We start from the raw sequence: 17,766 nt of genomic DNA, 5'->3' as shown, positions 1-17,766 counted from the left end.
TCATCCGGCCTCCTCTTCCGCTTGCCAGCGCACGTAGCAGACGCTGGCGGGCATCCCCTCCCGGGCGAAGAATTGGAGCCAGCGCACCTGGTGATCCTGCAATCGGTCCCCCGGGCCCTTCACCTCGATCAGTTCGTAGCGTTTAACGCCATCGGTTCGGTCGGGGAAAAAGTGGATCAGATCGGGCAGGCCGCTGCGGTGCTCCCGGATGTTGCGCAGCAGGCGACGGAACAGCTTCTCAAGGTCGTCGGCCGGCAGGCAGTCCAGAGCCACCTCCAGAAGGTCTTCGGTGAGCACCGGCCAGACTACGAACGGGTTGCTGATGCCGTACTTGGCCCGGTAATGATCGAGGATACGCTGCCGGTAGCTGCCATCCTGCAGATAGCCGAAGGCCTGCTCGAGGGCAAGGCGTCGCCGGCTGACAAAATCTTCCCGGGTCAGATCCGCCGGCCCCACATGGAAGGGATGGAAGAAAGCCCCAGGCACCGGCGCGAAGATCGTTGGCCAGCACAAAAGACCAAACAGCCCGTTGATCAGGGTGTTCTCCACGTAGTAGGCGGGTGCATCGGGCCGCGACAGGTGCTGCTGGACGGCGTGCTCCACCGACCCTGCCTCGGGTTTTGGCAAGGTGAGAACGGTTTCGCTAATGGCAGGCGAGGCGGCCGCTACCGGAGCCGGTTCTCCAACCTTTGGGGCCAGCCGCCGGAGGATTCGACCGAGCCCCTGGACTTCGGCGTCGCTCAGCTCCTTTGCGTCCCAGGCGGTGGCGATCTTCCAGGCCTGAGCGAACCGTTTCATCCGCTCCAGCAGGCGCAGCTGCTTCAGCCGGGCCTCCCGGTGGCTGCTGACAGAAAAGGCCTCCAGGGCCAGTTCCCGATCACCCTGACGCTCGGCCTGGCGGCCCAGCTCCAGCAGCAGCCGGTCGCGGCGGCTGGCCAGCCAGGCGTTATCGGAAGGGGGCGGCACCTCTGGCCACACCTCCCGGGGGGGCAGGCCCTCATCCAGCCATTCACGGCACCGATGCATGGCCAGGTACAGGTCCACTTCCGCCCGGTGCTGGAACGCCCGGGATTCCGGTGTAAAGGGGACGGTTTCATAGCGCTGATGACCCAGCTCCACGAGCACGAAATCCGACCAGCTCTGGCGCAGATTGCCGAAAAACATCAGGCGGACCCGATCGAACAGGGCCATGGTGTTCAGCTTCACGACGCCTGGCTGACCCGCACCCAGCCAGTCTTCAATGGACCGCGCATCGGGAAATCGGGCGCGTAACGTCTCACGCACCTGGGCTTTGGGGAGGGAGGGGGGCGCGCCCGCGCCCTTGAGGGTGTCGGCGAAAACGGGGCGCAGTTCGGCCAGGGTGAACAGCCTGAACAGGTCATCCAGGCTCACCGACGGTTCGGCGTCCAGCCAGCCGGTGCCAGCCAGCTCGGCCAGCGCCTGCGACGCCGGCGCGCCAAGCTCCGGGTAATGCAGCTTGTCGGTGCGGAACAATTCACCCGAGCGCATCACCATCCGGGTCAACAGGGCCCGGGCCGGCACCGTCAATCGGGTAAAGTCCGCCAGCCGGTCACCTTCCTCCGGGGTGAGCAGGTCCGGGTGATGACGGTACACCCAGCCCACCACGGTCTCCATGTTCTCGAGGTAGTACAGCGGATTGTTCAGATCTGCGGTACCGGGTTTCGCCTTGACAACGCTCAGTGCTGCCATTGATTCAGCCATGAAAAAGTTGGATTTGGGAGAAGATGTTGGAAAGTTCCACTGACCCGCAATGGCGGAAACAACGTAGTGCGTATGATTGCTTCAACAGTGGAAACATAACATGACCGCCCCCATCCTGATCACTGGTGCCGGCCAGAGAATTGGCCTGGCCTACGCCAAAGCCTGCCTGTCCCGCAACCAGCCTGTAATTGCCACCTATCGCTCGCACCGGCCGGGAATCGACGAACTACGGCAAGCCGGCGCCTGCTGCATACAGGCGGACTTTGGCACCAACGAGGGCATCGACCGGTTTATCGAGACACTCCGGAGTGAGACCGACCACTTGCGAGCCATCATCCACAATGCCTCCGACTGGCTCCCGGAAAATCCCGACCAGCCACCAGAAGCCGTGATGAGCGCCATGATGCAGATCCACGCCATGGCGCCCTACCGCATCAACCTGGCCTGCCGGGATCTGCTTGAGAGGGGGGATTCGACCACCGATATCATTCACATGACCGACTACGTTGTGGAGAAGGGCAGCGCCAAACACATTGCCTACGCGGCGAGCAAGGCGGCGCTGACCAACCTCACTCTGTCGTTTGCGCGGTTGTTGGCGCCCAGGGTGAAGGTGAACAGCCTGGCCCCTTCGCTGATCATCTTCAACGAGGACGACAGCGCCGAATACCGGGAGAAAACCCTGAAAAAATCCCTGATGGGCATCGAACCGGGCACCCGGGTGGCCGTAGACACCATCCAGTTCCTGCTGGACAACCCTTACATTACCGGCCGCACGCTGCCGCTGGACGGGGGCCGGCATCTGGCCTGAAGCCCGGGTTCAGATACCCAGCTCGGCGGGGTGCAACCGCACCCCCGCAACTTTCCAGTCGCCCTCGCTCATCACCATCCGGTAGTAGGCATCCCAGCGCTTGCCATCGGGGCCCTGCAAACGCACCACCTGAATTTCGAAGGCGCCGTGGGGCACCCGTTCGGTGAACTCGATGGCCGTGGCCTGGTGCACCGCCGGATAGGCCTCCCGTACCATGGCGACGAAGACATCGGACGAACCAAAACGTCGTTTGACACCTTCGGAGGCAAAGGCCCAGGCCTGTTCACGATCATCGTTGGCAAACGCCTCGATCTGCCGGAGGATGGTTTCCTGGATGTCCGCGTCTTTGTCAGCGCTATCGGCCTGAACGCCGGCCGCCCAGGCCAGTGCCGAGGCGAAGACCGCCGCCAGCAGCCATAGGGCCGGTGGGGTCCCGACCTGCTCCTGTTTGTATCTCATAGCACCACCTCGTGGTTGCTCGTTCACGGATCAATACGACCTGCCCTGGACGCCTCCCTTTTCTGATCATTATATGACCTGTTTGCCAGGATCTGCCGTACAGGTATTTACGACAACAAACCTGCGGGAGACTTCCCATGCATATGGATACCGGCGAGCTGAGATCCCACAAACACGACCGCATTTCCCTGCTGGAAATTGTGTCCATGGAGGGCCGCTATTACATGGCGCGGTTTTACCTGGACGGTCAGGGCTACGTGCTCACCGACGCGTACGACAAGCCGGTGATGTTTTCCGGCGCCTGCGCAGTGAGGGAATATTTCCACGATTACCAGGTGGATCAGACCGAGGTGATTCCGCCCACCGGCACCGATGAGATGATCGGCATGCCGGAGAGCGGTTCGGAAACCATGCGGGTGCCGCTCTAGCCTGCAGCGAGGTTGATGAGGCCTCCGGGCCCCGTTAACTGGCTACGAACGACAGCGAGTCCACCAGATCCCGGCCATTGAAGACCGCTCCGTGGAAATCGCTGTCGGGCACCTGCCTGAGGGTGAAGACCAAAGCGCTGGCCGCCTGCTCCGCGGTGAGGCATTCGCCGGCGTCAAGCCGACCCGCCAGCCAACGGCCGTGGGGCAGGTCGAGGGTTTCCGCCTTGGCGATGTGCTTCCGGATGCCCGGTGTGTCCACCAACCCCGGTTGGAACAGACTGACCACCGGGCCGTCCGCCATGGTATCGAATTCCACCGCCATCTGGCGCACCAGCCGACGCAGGGCCATCTTGCTGATGCCATAGCTGCCCGTCCCAGGCTGGGCCTGTTTATCCATGCCCGCGCCGATCATCACGATGCGCGACGCCGCATCGCCACCACGCATCAGTGGGAGCAGCTGCTGGCAAAGCAACAGGGGCGCCGAGACATTCACCGCCAGCGCTTCCTGGAAATCAATCAGTTCCAGGCTGGCGAAATCCGGTGCCGGCTCGCCAATGCCGGCGCAGTACACGAAAGCATCGAGGCGTTCCACCACATCGCCGATCCTGGCCGCCATTTCCCGTGTGCTGCCCGGATCGGAGAGATCGGCAGGCAGGATCTCACACCGGCTTTCAGGCGATTGCTCCCGGATCGTTTCCGCCACCTGGCTCAGCCGGCTCTTGTCGCGACCGGACAACAGGAGGTTATGGCCCTGTTGCCCCAGCTCCAGGGCCAGGGCCCGGCCGATGCCGGAGCTCGCCCCGGTAATCAGTGTCCACATTGCGCTGTCTCCTCGGTTGCCTGGGTGTTCGCTTGTTGGCATCGATGTTCGGTTATCGGCATCTGAGGTCACATACGGTAACCTTTGGGATCAGGATTGAACCGACTCCCAGACAAGGAAACCCATGGCCACGCCATCCGCCATTGAACCGGGCTTTCACGCCATCCACGCCAATCATCTGGAGGACCTGCGCCGGGCCGTGGTGTACATCTGCCGGCAGAACCCCATGCCGCCGCTGCAGAGCGAGACCTTCCTGGTGCAGAGTAACGGCATTGCCCAGTGGCTGAAGCTGGCACTGGCGGAGAAGCGCACTGACGAAGGCATGGACGGCGGGCTGGGCATTGCTGCCGGCATGGATTTCCTGTTCCCGGCGCGGTTTATCTGGCAGGCCTACCGGGCGGTGCTGCCCGACGGCGAGGTGCCGGAGCAGTCCCCTTTCGACAAAGCTCGCCTGGTGTGGCGGCTGTACCGCCTGTTGCCCGCGCTGGTGGGCCAGGACGAGGCCTTCACGCCCCTGGCGCGTTTCCTGGACGGCAGCGACACCGACCTGCGTAATTTCCAGCTGGCCGAGAAGGTGGCCGACCTGTTCGACCAGTACCAGGTGTTCCGGGCCGACTGGCTCACCGCCTGGGAGCAGGGCAAGGATGTGGTAATCACCGCTCGCGGGGAGGAAAAGCCGCTGGAGGCCGATAACCGCTGGCAGCCGCTGCTCTGGCGCGCCCTGGTGCAGGACGTCGGTGCCGAGGCCCACACCAGCCGCTCGCAGATCCACACCCGATTCATGGAACAGGGCCAGCGCCTGAGCCAGCCGGCCAATTCGGGCAGGCTGCCCGGGCGCATCGTGGTGTTTGGGGTGTCGTCCCTGCCCCGGCAGGCGCTGGAGGCACTCTACGTGCTCAGCCGGTTCAGCCAGGTGGTGCTGTGCGTTCACAACCCCTGCCAGTATTACTGGGCCGACATCATCAGCGACCGGGAACTGCTCAAGGCCGAGCGCAAGCGGGGCGCGGTGCACCCGGTGCTCGCCACCATCGACGACCCGGATCAGCTGCACCAGCACGCCAACCCGCTATTGGCGGCCTGGGGCAAACAGGGCCGGGACTACATCCGGCTGCTGGACGAGTTCGACAACCCGGACGAGTACCGCGCCAGCTTCCAGACCCCCGGCCAGAAGATCGACATTTTCACCGACCACGGGCACCCCGACGAGCCCCGGCTGCTGCACCAGCTGCAGAACGACATCCACAACCTGACGCCGCTGCAGGAGATCCGCGATCAGCAGCGCACAGTGGATCTCGCCGCCGACCACTCCCTGGTATTCCACGACGCCCACAGCCCCCAGCGGGAGGTGGAGATACTGCACGACCAGCTGCTCGCTGCCTTCAACGCAGACCCAACGCTGCGGCCCCGGGATGTGATTGTGATGGTGCCGGACATCAACGTCTACGCGCCCCACATCCAGGCGGTATTTGGCCGCTATGCCCCCGGGCGCAGGCGCCACATTCCGTTCACCATTTCCGACCAGGGCCAGCGCCACCACGAGCCGTTACTGATTGCCCTGGAAACCCTGATGTCGCTGCCTCGCAGCCGCTTCGGCGTAAGCGAGATCCTGAGCCTGCTGGAAGTGCCCGGCATTCGCGACCGCTTTGACATTCGCGAGGACGAGATTCCCCTGGCCCGGCGCTGGGTGGAAGGGGCCAACATCCGCTGGGGGCTGCACGGCCAGCACCGGGCAAGCCTGGACCTGCCGGCCGAACTGGAGCGCAACACCTGGCAGGCTGGCCTGCGCTCGATGCTGCTGGGCTACGGCATGGGCGACGACGAGCCCTGGGCCGGCGTCGAGCCCTACGGCGAGATCGGTGGTCTGCAGGCCAGCCTGGCCGGACGGCTGGCGGACTTTGTACACCAGCTGGAAACCCTGTGGCAGGCGCTGCAGAACCAGCGCACACCGGCGGACTGGGAAACCCTGTTTTCCGACATGCTGATGCAATTCTTCGCCAGAGTGGAGGGCCAGGACCTGCTGTTGCTGAACCGCTTCCGGCGCCAGCTGGAACAGTGGCTGGACGACGCCCTGGCCGCCGGCCTGGGCGAGCAGACGCTGCCGTTGAACATCGTCAAGGACGTGCTGCTGCAAGGCCTGGACGAAGGCGGCCTGAACCAGCGCTTCCTGGCCGGCAAGGTGAACTTCGCCACGCTGATGCCGATGCGGGCGATTCCCTTCCGCCGGGTGTGCCTGCTGGGCATGAACGACGGCGACTACCCCCGCTCCCGGCCGCCGGTGGATTTCGACCTGATGGCCCAGGACTACCGGCCGGGGGACCGCTCCCGCCGGGAGGACGACCGCTACCTGTTCATGGAAGCTCTGCTGTCGGCCCGGGAACAGCTGTACATCAGCTGGGTCGGGCGCAGCATCCGTGACGATTCCGAACGGCCGCCGTCGGTACTGGTGGGCCAGCTGCAGGATCATCTGGACAGCCTGTGGAAAGTAGCCGGGCAACCGACGATGAAGGTGGTCGAGGCTCTGACTACCCGGCACCCGCTGCAGCCGTTCAGCCGGGACTATTTTCCGAAAGCCAACGGTATGGGCGAGGGCGAGGGCGACAACGCCCAGCCCCGGCCGCTGGCCGAGGTGCTGGAGGACCGGCGCCTGTTCACCTTCGAGCGGGAATGGCGCAGCGCCCACGGTGTCGACACTGCCGAGCAGTCGCACCAGCCGCTGCCCTATCTGGCGCCGGAGGAGCCCATCAGCCTGAACGACCTGGCCAACTTCCTGAAACGGCCCATCGAGACCTTCTATCAGCGTCGGCTGCAGGTGCGGTTCGAGGCGGTAGAGGATGAGGACACCGACAACGAGAACTTCGACCTGAACGGCCTGGACCGCTGGCGCCTGGACAACGAGCTGATCCAGGAAGGCGTGGTGAAGGCGGCCAGCGAGGAGGAGTTGCACGAGCGGCTGGAAATGACCCTGGACCGAATGGCCCGGCGCGGGGACCTGGGCATGGGCGTGACCGAACACCGGCTACGTACGGAGCTGGCGGGCCGGCTGCCGAACCTGTTCGAGCGTTATCGCATGGCGCTTGCGGACTGGCCAGAAGCGGTGGCCGAACCGCTGCCGTTCGAGGTGCGCCACGACACCGATCTTGGCTCGGTGGAGGTGGTCGATCTGATCGACAACCTGCGCTGCAACCCGGAGGGACAGCTGTGCCGGCTTGTGATCGCCGGCTCCAGCCTGCTAACCAGCGCCGGCAGCGGCAAGAAGGTGCGCTACGCCAACCTGCTGCGGGACTGGCTGATTCACCTGGCCGGCCAGCTCGGCGGGCAGCCCTTCGAGACCGTGATTCTGGGCAAGGAGGAAGACCGCAAATTCCACTTCCCGGCCATGACGCCGGAGCAGGCCAGAACGCCGTTCCACGCCATTCTCACTCGCTGGATGGAAGCCACCACCCGCGCCCTGCCGCTGCACTGCGAGGCGGGCTTTGCCTGGGTCACCAGTTACTACGGCGGCAAGAAGTATCTGGGCGACCACGAACGGGCCATCAGCGAGGCGGAAACGGCCTACCTGACCGCCCTGGAGCGGGACACCGGCTACCTGCGCGGCAGCTTTGACAGCCCAGAGACGCTGATGGCCAGCGGCGAATTCGAGGCCCTGCTGCACCAGCTCTATGTGCCCCTGTGGGAAGCGGAGCAGGGCAAATCGGCGGCAGAGCAGATCGGGAGCGTGGCATGACCGATCAGACCAAAAACCGTAACCCGAACCTGGATCCGCTGGCACTGCCCCTGAACGGCAGCGCCCTGATCGAGGCCAGCGCCGGCACCGGCAAAACCTTCACCATCGCCATCCTGTACGTGCGCCTGGTGCTGGGCCACGGCCAGCCTGACGACAGCCCCCTGCAGAACCTGCTGCCGCCCAACCTGCTGGTGGTGACGTTCACCGACGCCGCCACCAAGGAGCTGCGGGACCGCATCCGCACCCGGCTGACCCAGGCCGCCGAGGTGTTCTCCGACGGCCCGGACGACCCGAACCCACCGGCCGAAACCAAACTGATCTATGACCTGCGAAACCAGAGCTACCCGGACCGGGCCAGCTGGCCCGACTGCCGCAAGAAACTGCTGCTGGCCGCCGAGTGGATGGACGAGGCGGCGGTGTCCACCATCCACGGCTGGTGCAACCGGATGCTCAGCGAGCATGCGTTCGACAGCGGCAGCCTGTTCAAGCTGACCCTGGAAACCGACCAGAGCGAGCTGCTGGACGAGGTGGCCCGGGATTACTGGCGCACCTTCGTGTATCCGCTGCCCCCGGCGTTGATGGACGAAGCCCTGGGGCACTGGCAAACGCCGGCGGACCTGCGCAACCTGATCGACGATCCGCATGCCCTGGGAACGCCACCGGAGAGCGTGCATCAGGCCATTGGTCAGGTGGTGGATCAGCGCCTGGCCCGGTCCGCCGAGCTGAAGGCCCACCCCTGGGCCGCCTGGCGCGACGAGGTGCTGCCGCTGCTGGACGAGTTGCAGAAGGCCAAACGCCTGCACGGGGGCAGCAAGAAGTCCATGCTGACGGCCTGGGATGCCCTGACCGCCTGGGCCGACTCCGAGGACCCGCTGCCGGAAGACCTCGATAAGGCCGGCTTCAGGAACCAGACGCCGGAGGGGCTGGACAGTATTCTTAAAGGCGAGGAACCGGCGCCCCGGCACCCGGCGTTCGACGCCATCGGGGCCATCCTGGCGTTCAGCCGGAACCCACCCAGCGCCAAATCCGACATCCTGCGCCACGCCAGCCACTGGATCGCCAATCGGCTGGACGCGGAAAAACAGCAACGTTCGGAAATGGGTTTCGACGATCTGCTCACCCGCCTGGACGACGCCCTCCACGGCCCCCGGGGCGACCAGCTGGCTGCCACCATCCGCCGCCAGTTCCCGGTGGCGCTGATCGACGAGTTCCAGGATACCGACCCGGTGCAATACCGCATCTTCAACCGGATCTATCAGGTAGAGCACAACCGCCCGGACACCTGCCTGCTAATGATCGGCGACCCCAAGCAGGCCATCTACGGCTTCCGGGGCGCGGACATCTACACCTACCTGCAGGCGCGGCTCGGCGTGCAGGACCGTACCTGGACGCTGGGCACCAATTACCGCTCGGCCGAGCCCATGGTCGCTGCCGTTAACCGGGTGTTCGAGCACAGCGACCGGCACAGCCCGCAGGGCGCGTTCCTGTTTGGCCAGGGCGACACCACGCCGCTGCCGTTCCAGGGGGTGGACGCCAACGGCACCAAACGCCTGTGGTCGGTGCAGGGGGAGGTTCAGCCCAGCCTGGTGTTCTGGACCCACGAGTCCGGGGACACCGGCAAGGAGGGCAGCCCGAAAGGCCTCGCCAAGGGCACCGCCACCGCCGACCTGGCCGAGACCTGCGCCAGCGAGATCGCCCGTCTGCTCACCCTCGGCCAGGCGAACCAGGCCGGCTTTGCCCTGTCGGAGAACCCGGCGGATCTGGAGCCGGTGCAGCCGAAAGACATCGCGGTACTGGTGAACAACCGAAACGAGGCCGCGGCGGTACGCGATGCCCTGGGCCGCCGGCGCATCAAGAGCGTGTACCTGTCGGACCGGGATTCGGTGCTCACCTCGCCGGAGGCGGCGGAACTGCTGTGCTGGCTGCAGGCCTTCGCCGAACCCCGCCAGCTGTCGCTGATTCGCGCCGCCCTGGCGACGCCGACGCTGGGCCAGAGCTGGCAGGCCCTGGACCGGCTATTGACCGACGAGAACGTGCTGGAGCGGGAGATCGCCCGCTTCCAGGGCTACCAGGCCCAGTGGCAAAGCCAGGGCGTGCTGCCCATGCTGCGCACCTTCCTCATGGATTTCGAGGTGCCCGGCCGCCTGCTGCAACGGCCAGACGGTGAGCGAAGACTCACCGACATCCTGCACATCGCAGAGCTGCTGCAGCAGGACAGCCTGCAGCTGGACGGGGAACACGCGCTGGTGCACCACTTCACCCAGATCCTGCGGGCGGCCGACGAAGAAGACGAACACCGCACCCTGCGCCTGGAAAGCGACGCCGGACTGGTAAAGGTAATCACCGTGCACAAATCCAAGGGCCTGGAATACCCGCTGGTGTTCCTGCCCTTCGGCACCGCGTACCGGGCAGAGAACCCGAAACAGGCCTACGTGCGCTACCACAATGAACAGGGTCGCCTGGTGACCGTGTTTGATCCCACCCCCGAAGACATTGCCCGAGCCGACCAGGAACGTCTGGGCGAGGACATCCGCAAACTCTACGTGGCCCTGACCCGCGCCCGGTTCGCCACCTGGGTGGGTGCCGCTGCCCTGGACAACTGGCACCAGAGCGGCCTGGGTTACGCCATTGCGGGCAGTCCGGAACAGGGGCTGGCGGGCGCCCTGGCACCCCTGGCCCAAGGGCGCCCGGAAATTGCGGTGTTGCCACTGCCAGAACCCGAAGACCGGGTGTACATCGAGACGGCACCCGAGGCGCTGGGGCCGTCCCTGGTATCAACGCGCGAAGCGAAGGAGGACTGGTGGATTGCCAGCTACTCCAGCATTGAGTACACCGGTCTGTCCGGCAGCGGCATCGGGTTCACCGGCGAGGTGGAAGACGCCCAGACCCAGAACCTGCTGGAGGAAAGCGCTCAGGACAACGCAGACGCCGACGAGCCCTCCAGCCCGGTCGCCGCCCGCGATCACCATCAATTCCCGAAAGGCGCAGGCCCCGGCACGTTTCTTCACGAGCTGCTGGAATGGTGCACCGCCCAGGGTTTCCAGCGGGTACTGGACCAGCCGGCGCTGCTTCACGATCAGCTGGCCCGCCGCTGCGGTACCCGTGGCTGGAGCGAATGGGTGGAACCCCTGCACCAATGGCTGCTGGCGCTGATCCGCCAGCCGTTACCGCTGGCCAGCGACGGCCAGCGCTCCGCCAGCCTAGCGCAACTGACCAGCCTGCGCCCGGAGCTGGAATTCTGGTTCGAAAGCCGGAATGTGGACATCCAGACCCTGGACCGGCTGGTCACCGACCATACCCTGAACGGCGCCGACCGGCCGCAAGCCGAGACCGGTCGGTTCAACGGCATGCTCAAGGGCTTTATCGACCTGGTGTTTGAACACGAGGGCCAGTACTACGTGCTCGATTACAAATCCAACACCCTGGGCGAGGACGACGCCGCCTACACTCGCCAGGCCATGGGCGATGCCATCCTGGCCAAGCGCTACGACCTGCAATACGTGCTCTACCTGCTGGCGCTGCACCGGCTGCTGAAAGCCCGGCTGCCCGGCTACGATTACGACCGCCACATCGGCGGCGCGGTCTATCTGTTCCTGCGCGGGGTGAATTCCCCAAGCCACGGGGCCTTCACCGACAAACCGCCAAGAGCACTGATGGAGCAGCTGGATGCGCTGTTCGATGGCGAGCTGACCGAAGGGGAGGTGGCCGCATGAGCCGGACCCGTAACACTGAGAATCAGTTTGCCCTGGACCTGGGCGACAGCACGCCCGACCGGCCCGGCGCTGTAGATAACGTTGAGCGACTGACCAGCCTTGTAGAGACCGAGGCCCTTCTGGACCAGTGGCAGCAGGCCGGCTGGATTCGCCCCCTGGATGTGGGCTTTGCCCGGCTGATCCGGCAACTGGGCGAAGAGCAGGGCGAGAGCCCGCAGCCCCTGGTGCTGTTGCTGTCCGCGCTCACCTCCCACCAGGTGGGCCGGGGCCACGTGTGCGTAGACCTCAAGCACCTGCTGGCGGATGCCGGCAACACCCTGGCGTTGCCGCCGGAGGAGCCGGCCAGGCCAGCGCTGACCGACACGGAGGCCGCGGCACTGCAGGGCCTGCACCCCCAGGATCTGCTGGCCCGGGTACAACTGGCTAACTGCCTGGCAGCGCTTCAGACATCAGCGGCCGTGAGCGACGGGGCGGTGCCAACACCCCTGGTGCTGAACGGCAGCCGACTGTACCTGCGCCGGTTCTGGCGTTACGAACAACGCATTGCCGAGGGTATCAGGCAGCGGCTGGCGTTGACCTCGGCGCTGGCAGACCCGGACGCGTTGCCCGCCCAAACCCTGTCCCGGGCGCTGGCCACTCTGTTTCAGTCAAAAGAGCCCGTAGACTACCAGAAGCTGGCCTGTGCCCTGGCCGCCCGCAACGGCTTTGCAGTGATCACCGGCGGCCCCGGCACCGGCAAGACCACCACCGTGGTCAATCTGCTGGCGGCGCTGCAGGCTGTGGCCGGCGCCGACCCGGGGCGAGCAGGGCGCAAATACCGCATCCGCCTGGCGGCTCCCACCGGCAAAGCCGCGGCCCGCCTGAACGAATCCATCGGCGGGGCGGTGCAACGGTTGCCGCTGGCGGAACTGCCCGGCGCCGTGCAACTGGACGATATCCCGACCAGGGTCACGACCCTGCATCGACTGCTGGGCAGTCGGCCGGACACCCGTCAGTTCCGTCATCACCGGGACAATCCGCTGCTGGTGGATATCCTGGTCATTGATGAAGCCTCCATGGTGGATGTCGATCTGATGGCCTCGGTGTTCGACGCGCTGCCCGCCAGCGCCCGGCTGATTCTGCTGGGCGACAAGGACCAGCTGGCCTCCGTGGACGCCGGAGCGGTGCTCGGGGAACTGTGCCAACGCGCCTCCGACGCCCACTACACCCCGGAAACCGCCCGTTGGCTTGAAGCTATCACCGGCGCCGAGGTGCCGGCGAACCTGGTGGATGATCACGGCCAGCCCATGGACCAGGCCGTAGCCATGCTGCGCAAAAGCTACCGGTTTGGCGAGGACAGCGGCATCCGCCAGCTTGCCGAAGCAGTCAACACCAGCGCGTTGACCGGTACCATGCTGGCCAGGATAAGGGATCCGGGCTTTGACGATGTGGTCTGGCTGAATGGCCAGAGGCCAACGTCGGATCCGGAACAGACGCTCGAGCTGATCTGCCACCATGCCATCAGCGGCAGCCCGGAGCGCTTCCGCAACGAGGGCAAGGACCGGGTCGTGAATGGGCAGACGCTGCCGCCCCCCGTGGGCTATCGCCACTATCTTGAGGTGATGGCCAACGCAGGATTGACGGCAGACAGCCCCCGGGAGGCCTGGGATACCCACGCCGCGGCCGTACTGGACGCATTCAGCGATTTCCAGATTCTGTGCGCTCTGCGTCGCGGTCCCTGGGGCGTGGAAGGCCTGAATCAGCGCATCGCCCAGCAGCTCATGACGGAAAAGCTGATCGACAAAACCGAGGGCTGGTACCCCGGCCGCCCGGTGCTGATCACCGGCAACGACTACAACCTGGGCCTGATGAACGGCGATATCGGCATTACCTTCAGGGTACCCTGGGACACCAGCGACGACGGCCAGCCGAAAGACACCCTGCGAGTCGCCTTCCCCAGCGCCGATGCCGAGGGCGGTATCCGCTGGATATCCCCCAGCCGCCTGCAACAGCTGGAAACCGTGTACGCCATGACGGTGCACAAGTCCCAGGGATCGGAGTTCAACCACACCTGCCTGGTGCTGCCGGACCGCCTGAGCCCGGTACTCACCAGGGAGCTGGTGTACACCGGCATCACCCGGGCCAGGAACTGGTTCAGTCTGATTACTGGCAATACCCAGGTGTTCAAAGACAGTGTGGAGCAACAGGTGGTGCGAGCTTCGGGGCTGGCGCTTCGGCTAGCGGAGTTCTAGCCCCGGGCTCCGGCGGGGGAGGCCTTTCCAAAACACGCTGTGAATACCTCCCTGTACGCTCGGCTCCGCCATCCATGGCTCCGCACGGTTTTGGAAAGGCCTCCCCCGCCGAATCCCTGACTTTTCAGTTATCCTCACGTCGGTGCTGCTGCTCCCACAGATGGGCGTAGTGCCCGCCGGCGGCCAGCAGTTCACTGTGGCTGCCGCTCTCTACAATCCGTCCGCCATCCATAACCAGAATGGTATCGGCGTCACGAATCGTGGACAGCCGGTGGGCGATGACCAGGGTGGTGCGCTGCTGGCTGACTTCTTTGAGGGCGCCCAGGATGGCCTGTTCTGAGAGCGAATCCAATGACGACGTCGCTTCGTCCAGAATCAGCAGCGGCGGGTTCTTGAGAATCACACGGGCGATGGCCACGCGCTGCTTTTCGCCCCCGGACAGCTTCAGGCCCCGCTCGCCCACCTTCGTCTCATACCCTTCCGGCAGGCTGTTGATAAAACCGTCCAGGTGCGCCAGGCGGGCCGCGCGATAGACCTCCTCCTCGGTGGCTTCGGGGCGGCCATAGGCCAGATTGCGGTACAGCGTATCGTTGAACAGCACGGTGTCCTGGGGCACCACGCCGATGGCCGAGCGCAGGCTGTCCTGGGTCACTTGCCGGATATCCTGGCCGTCAATGCGGATGGCACCCCGATCCACGTCGTAGAATCGGAACAGCAAGCGGGCGAGGGTGGACTTGCCGGCCCCACTGGCACCCACCACTGCGACTTTGTGCCCGGCCGGAATGGTAAAGTCCACATCCTGCAGGATCGGTCGGTCGGCCCGGTAGGCAAAGTGGATATGGTCGAAGCGCACCTCGCCCTTGTCCACGCTCAGGGGCCTGGCATCTTCCGCGTTCTGGATCGCGGGCTGGTCGCCGAGCAGTTTGAACAAGCGCTCCACGTTGACCAGCGCCTGGCGAATCTCCCGGTAGACAAACCCCAGGGCATTCAACGGTATGAACAGCTGCAGCAGGTAGGCGTTGATCATGGTGAAGTCGCCCAGGGTGATCTGGCCACTGGCGACCTCCCGCACCGCCATGGCCATGATCACGATCATCGCCAGGCCGATAATCAGCGCCTGCCCGGAGTTCAGGGCCGCAAGGGACAGCCGGTTCTTGAGGCGGGCCTGCTCCCACTCGTCCAGGTCCTGGTCGTACACCTGAGCCTCATAACGTTCGTTGTTGAAATACTTCACCGTCTCGTAGTTCAGCAGGCTGTCCACCGCTCGGGAGTTAGACTGATTGTCGCGGGCGTTGGCTTCGCGCACGAAACGGGTGCGCCACTCGGTCACTTTGATGGAGAACACCACGTAAACCACCACGGCCACCAGAATCGCCAGCACATAGCCGACGTTGAACACCACAAACAGAATGCCGGCAACCAGCAGGATTTCCAGCAGGGTGGGCACGATATTGAACAGGGTAAAACGAAGCAGGAAGCTGATGCCGTTGGTGCCCCGCTCGATATCCCGCGCCAGGCCACCGGTCTTCCGATCCAGATGAAACGCCAGTTCCCTCTGGTGCAGGTGCTCAAACACCCGGAGGGAGACACGCCGCATGGCCCGCTCGGCCACCCGAGCGAACACGGCGTCTCGGAGTTCGTTGAACAGCGTCGCGCCGAATCTCAGCAAGCCGTACGCCAGCACCAGCAGCATCGGTATCCACAGCAGCAGATCGGCGCCACGGTTCTGGTCGAGATAGTCGACGATGTACTTCAGGGCAATCGGCGTCGCCACGGTCGCCAGCTTCGCAAGCACCAACAGTGCCAGCGCCAGCGCGACCCGGCCCCGGAACTCGGTAAGGTACGGCCAGAGGCCTGAAATGATTTTCCAGTCCGGTTTGTGATCTGCCGGGTAATCGTTGTCGGCGTAGGCGCGCACTGTAGAAGTATCCTTTGGCAATGGTGTCGGATTACGCTGCGCTAATCCGACCTACGAATTATCTCCAGACTCTGGGAGCCCACGTGGGCTCTGCCCGAAGGTATGATAGGTCCTGTTTCGAGAACAAACCGTATTGACGCTGGAGTCTACAGCAGCCAACACCCTGGAGGCACATCATTAACACACGCCACCGTAAAGCCCTGAAACTCGTCATCGAGTTTATCAGTCCCTATCGCCGGGCCGTGGCCGGCGCCCTGGTGGCGTTGGTCATCACCGCCGGTATTACCCTGGGGCTGGGCCAGGGGCTGCGTATCCTGGTGGACCAGGGTCTGGCCACGGAATCGCCGGCGAACCTGGCCAGGGCCATCGGGCTGTTTTTCGTGCTGGTGCTGGGCCTGGCGTTCGGTTCCTTTGCCCGTTTCTATCTGGTGTCCTGGATTGGCGAGCGGGTGGTGGCAGACATTCGCAAGAAAGTCTTCAACCACCTGATTGACCTGCACCCGGGGTTTTTCGAGCAGAACCGGGCCCTGGAGATCCAGTCCCGGTTCACAGCCGATACCACGGTGCTTCAGTCGGTAATCGGCTCCACGGTGTCCATTGCCCTGCGCAACGCACTGATGCTGGTGGGCGGCTTGCTGCTGCTGTTCATCACCAACGCCAAACTGGCGAGCATTATTCTTCTGGGCTTTCCGCTGGTGATTGCTCCCATCCTGTTCTTCGGCCGACGGGTTCGTGCGCTGTCCCGGCTCAGCCAGGATCGCGTGGCCGATGTCGGCAGCTACGTGGGGGAAAATCTTACCCAGATAAAGACGGTGCAGGCGTTCAACCACCAGCCCCACGATCGCCGGTATTTTTCCGAGGTGTCCGAGCGCGCGTTCGAGATTGCCCGGCAGCGTATTCGCCAGCGGGCCTGGCTGACCACCCTGGCGATTTCCCTGGTGATGGGCGCGGTGGGCGTTGTGATCTGGATTGGCGGGCTGGATGTGATCCACGGGCGCATCAGCCCGGGCGAGCTGGCGGCCTTTGTGTTTTACAGCCTGCTGGTGGGAGTGGCGGCCGGCGCCATTAGCGAGGTTATTGGTGAGCTTCAGCGGGCGGCAGGCTCGGCGGCACGTCTGTTCGAGTTATTGCAGACTGAATCGGCGTTCGCGCGTGAAGGCGAGCGGGAAAAGGGCGTTGGGGATCTGCCCGCGGTCGTGCGCGGCGAACTGCGGCTGGACCAGGTGTTCTTCAGCTACCCCGGCCGCCAGGACCGGCCCGCCATCGCCGGTCTTACCCTCGATATCCGGGCCGGCGAAACCCTGGCCCTGGTGGGCCCCTCGGGTGCCGGGAAATCCACCCTGTTCGATCTGCTGCTGCATTTCTATCAGCCGGACAGTGGCCGTATTCTCATCGACGGTGTGGATACGGCCGGCTGGCCCCTGGACTCCCTGCGCCGGTGCTTTGCCCTGGTGCCCCAGACCCCGGCCCTGTTTCATGGCACGGTTGCCGACAACATCCGCTATGCCCGGCCGGAGGCCAGTCAGCAAGCGGTAGAGCAGGCGGCTAAGGTTGCCCATGCCCACGATTTCATTCTGGCCCTGCCTCAGGGCTATGACACCCGGCTGGGTGACGCCGGTCAGGGTCTTTCCGGTGGCCAGAAACAGCGGCTGGCCATTGCCCGGGCGCTGCTCGCCGATGCTCCGATCCTGCTGCTGGATGAAGCCACCAGTGCCCTGGATGCCGAGAGTGAAAACCTGATACAGCAGGCCATGCCGGCGCTCACCGAGGGCCGCACCACGCTGGTGATTGCCCACCGTCTGGCCACGGTGCGGGACGCCGACCGGATTGCCGTGATGGACGGCGGCCAGCTGCTCGCCGTCGGTTCCCACGAGCAACTGATGCGGGAAAACAGTCTCTATCGGCGCCTGGCCAACCTGCAGTTCCGTGAAAATACCGACTGA

Annotated in this window: 10 protein-coding genes; 6 read left to right on the top strand and 4 right to left on the bottom strand. The window is 64.8% G+C overall.

The window, feature by feature from the left end:
• The gene (locus tag AC0J1C_RS00090) at positions 1 to 1,710 is read right to left on the bottom strand and encodes a VRR-NUC domain-containing protein (protein ID WP_473045038.1); all 1,710 of its coding nucleotides are present in this window, start codon (positions 1,708 to 1,710) and stop codon (positions 1 to 3) included.
• Between the two features lie 112 nt (positions 1,711 to 1,822).
• On the opposite strand from AC0J1C_RS00090, the gene folM reads away from it, so the two are divergent.
• Positions 1,823 to 2,530, top strand: coding sequence for a dihydromonapterin reductase (gene folM, locus AC0J1C_RS00085; protein WP_473045037.1), 708 nt, complete (start codon positions 1,823 to 1,825; stop codon positions 2,528 to 2,530).
• A 9-nt stretch (positions 2,531 to 2,539) separates the two neighbouring features.
• On the opposite strand, the gene AC0J1C_RS00080 is transcribed toward folM, so the two are convergent.
• A complete protein-coding gene (locus AC0J1C_RS00080; RefSeq protein WP_473045036.1) occupies positions 2,540 to 2,989 on the bottom strand; it encodes a DUF4864 domain-containing protein in 450 nt (149 codons plus the stop codon).
• Positions 2,990 to 3,126: 137 nt separating this feature from the next.
• Between AC0J1C_RS00080 and AC0J1C_RS00075 the strand changes: the two genes are divergently transcribed.
• Positions 3,127 to 3,417, top strand: coding sequence for a DUF6482 family protein (locus AC0J1C_RS00075; RefSeq protein ID WP_473045035.1), 291 nt, complete (start codon positions 3,127 to 3,129; stop codon positions 3,415 to 3,417).
• A 34-nt stretch (positions 3,418 to 3,451) separates the two neighbouring features.
• Here the strand turns inward: AC0J1C_RS00075 and AC0J1C_RS00070 are convergent, their stop codons facing one another.
• Positions 3,452 to 4,237, bottom strand: coding sequence for an SDR family NAD(P)-dependent oxidoreductase (locus tag AC0J1C_RS00070; RefSeq protein WP_473045034.1), 786 nt, complete (start codon positions 4,235 to 4,237; stop codon positions 3,452 to 3,454).
• A 124-nt stretch (positions 4,238 to 4,361) separates the two neighbouring features.
• On the opposite strand from AC0J1C_RS00070, the gene recC reads away from it, so the two are divergent.
• The 3 genes from recC to recD are packed head-to-tail and all read left to right on the top strand — an operon-like array spanning position 4,362 to position 13,905.
• Positions 4,362 to 7,961 carry an exodeoxyribonuclease V subunit gamma gene (gene recC / locus AC0J1C_RS00065; protein ID WP_473045033.1) on the top strand — a complete coding sequence of 1,200 codons (3,600 nt, stop codon included), beginning with the start codon at positions 4,362 to 4,364 and terminating at the stop codon, positions 7,959 to 7,961.
• Positions 7,958 to 11,674 (top strand): exodeoxyribonuclease V subunit beta, encoded by a 3,717-nt coding sequence (gene recB, locus AC0J1C_RS00060; RefSeq protein ID WP_473045032.1) that lies wholly within the window; start codon positions 7,958 to 7,960, stop codon positions 11,672 to 11,674. The genes recC and recB overlap by 4 nt, the downstream gene beginning before the upstream one ends.
• Complete coding sequence (recD, locus tag AC0J1C_RS00055; RefSeq protein WP_473045031.1) at positions 11,671 to 13,905, top strand: exodeoxyribonuclease V subunit alpha; 2,235 nt, start codon at positions 11,671 to 11,673, stop codon at positions 13,903 to 13,905. Before recB ends, recD begins: the two co-directional genes overlap by 4 nt.
• 124 nt (positions 13,906 to 14,029) lie before the next feature.
• Here the strand turns inward: recD and AC0J1C_RS00050 are convergent, their stop codons facing one another.
• Positions 14,030 to 15,823: an ABCB family ABC transporter ATP-binding protein/permease gene (locus tag AC0J1C_RS00050; protein WP_473045030.1), complete on the bottom strand. Its 1,794-nt coding sequence runs from the start codon at positions 15,821 to 15,823 to the stop codon at positions 14,030 to 14,032.
• Between the two features lie 200 nt (positions 15,824 to 16,023).
• Between AC0J1C_RS00050 and AC0J1C_RS00045 the strand changes: the two genes are divergently transcribed.
• The gene (locus AC0J1C_RS00045) at positions 16,024 to 17,766 is read left to right on the top strand and encodes an ABC transporter transmembrane domain-containing protein (protein WP_473046582.1); all 1,743 of its coding nucleotides are present in this window, start codon (positions 16,024 to 16,026) and stop codon (positions 17,764 to 17,766) included.

Source organism: Marinobacter sp. E2 (genome assembly GCF_055755345.1).
Note: the sequence above shows the minus strand (reverse complement) of the source record. Positions and strands in the feature narration are given on the sequence as shown.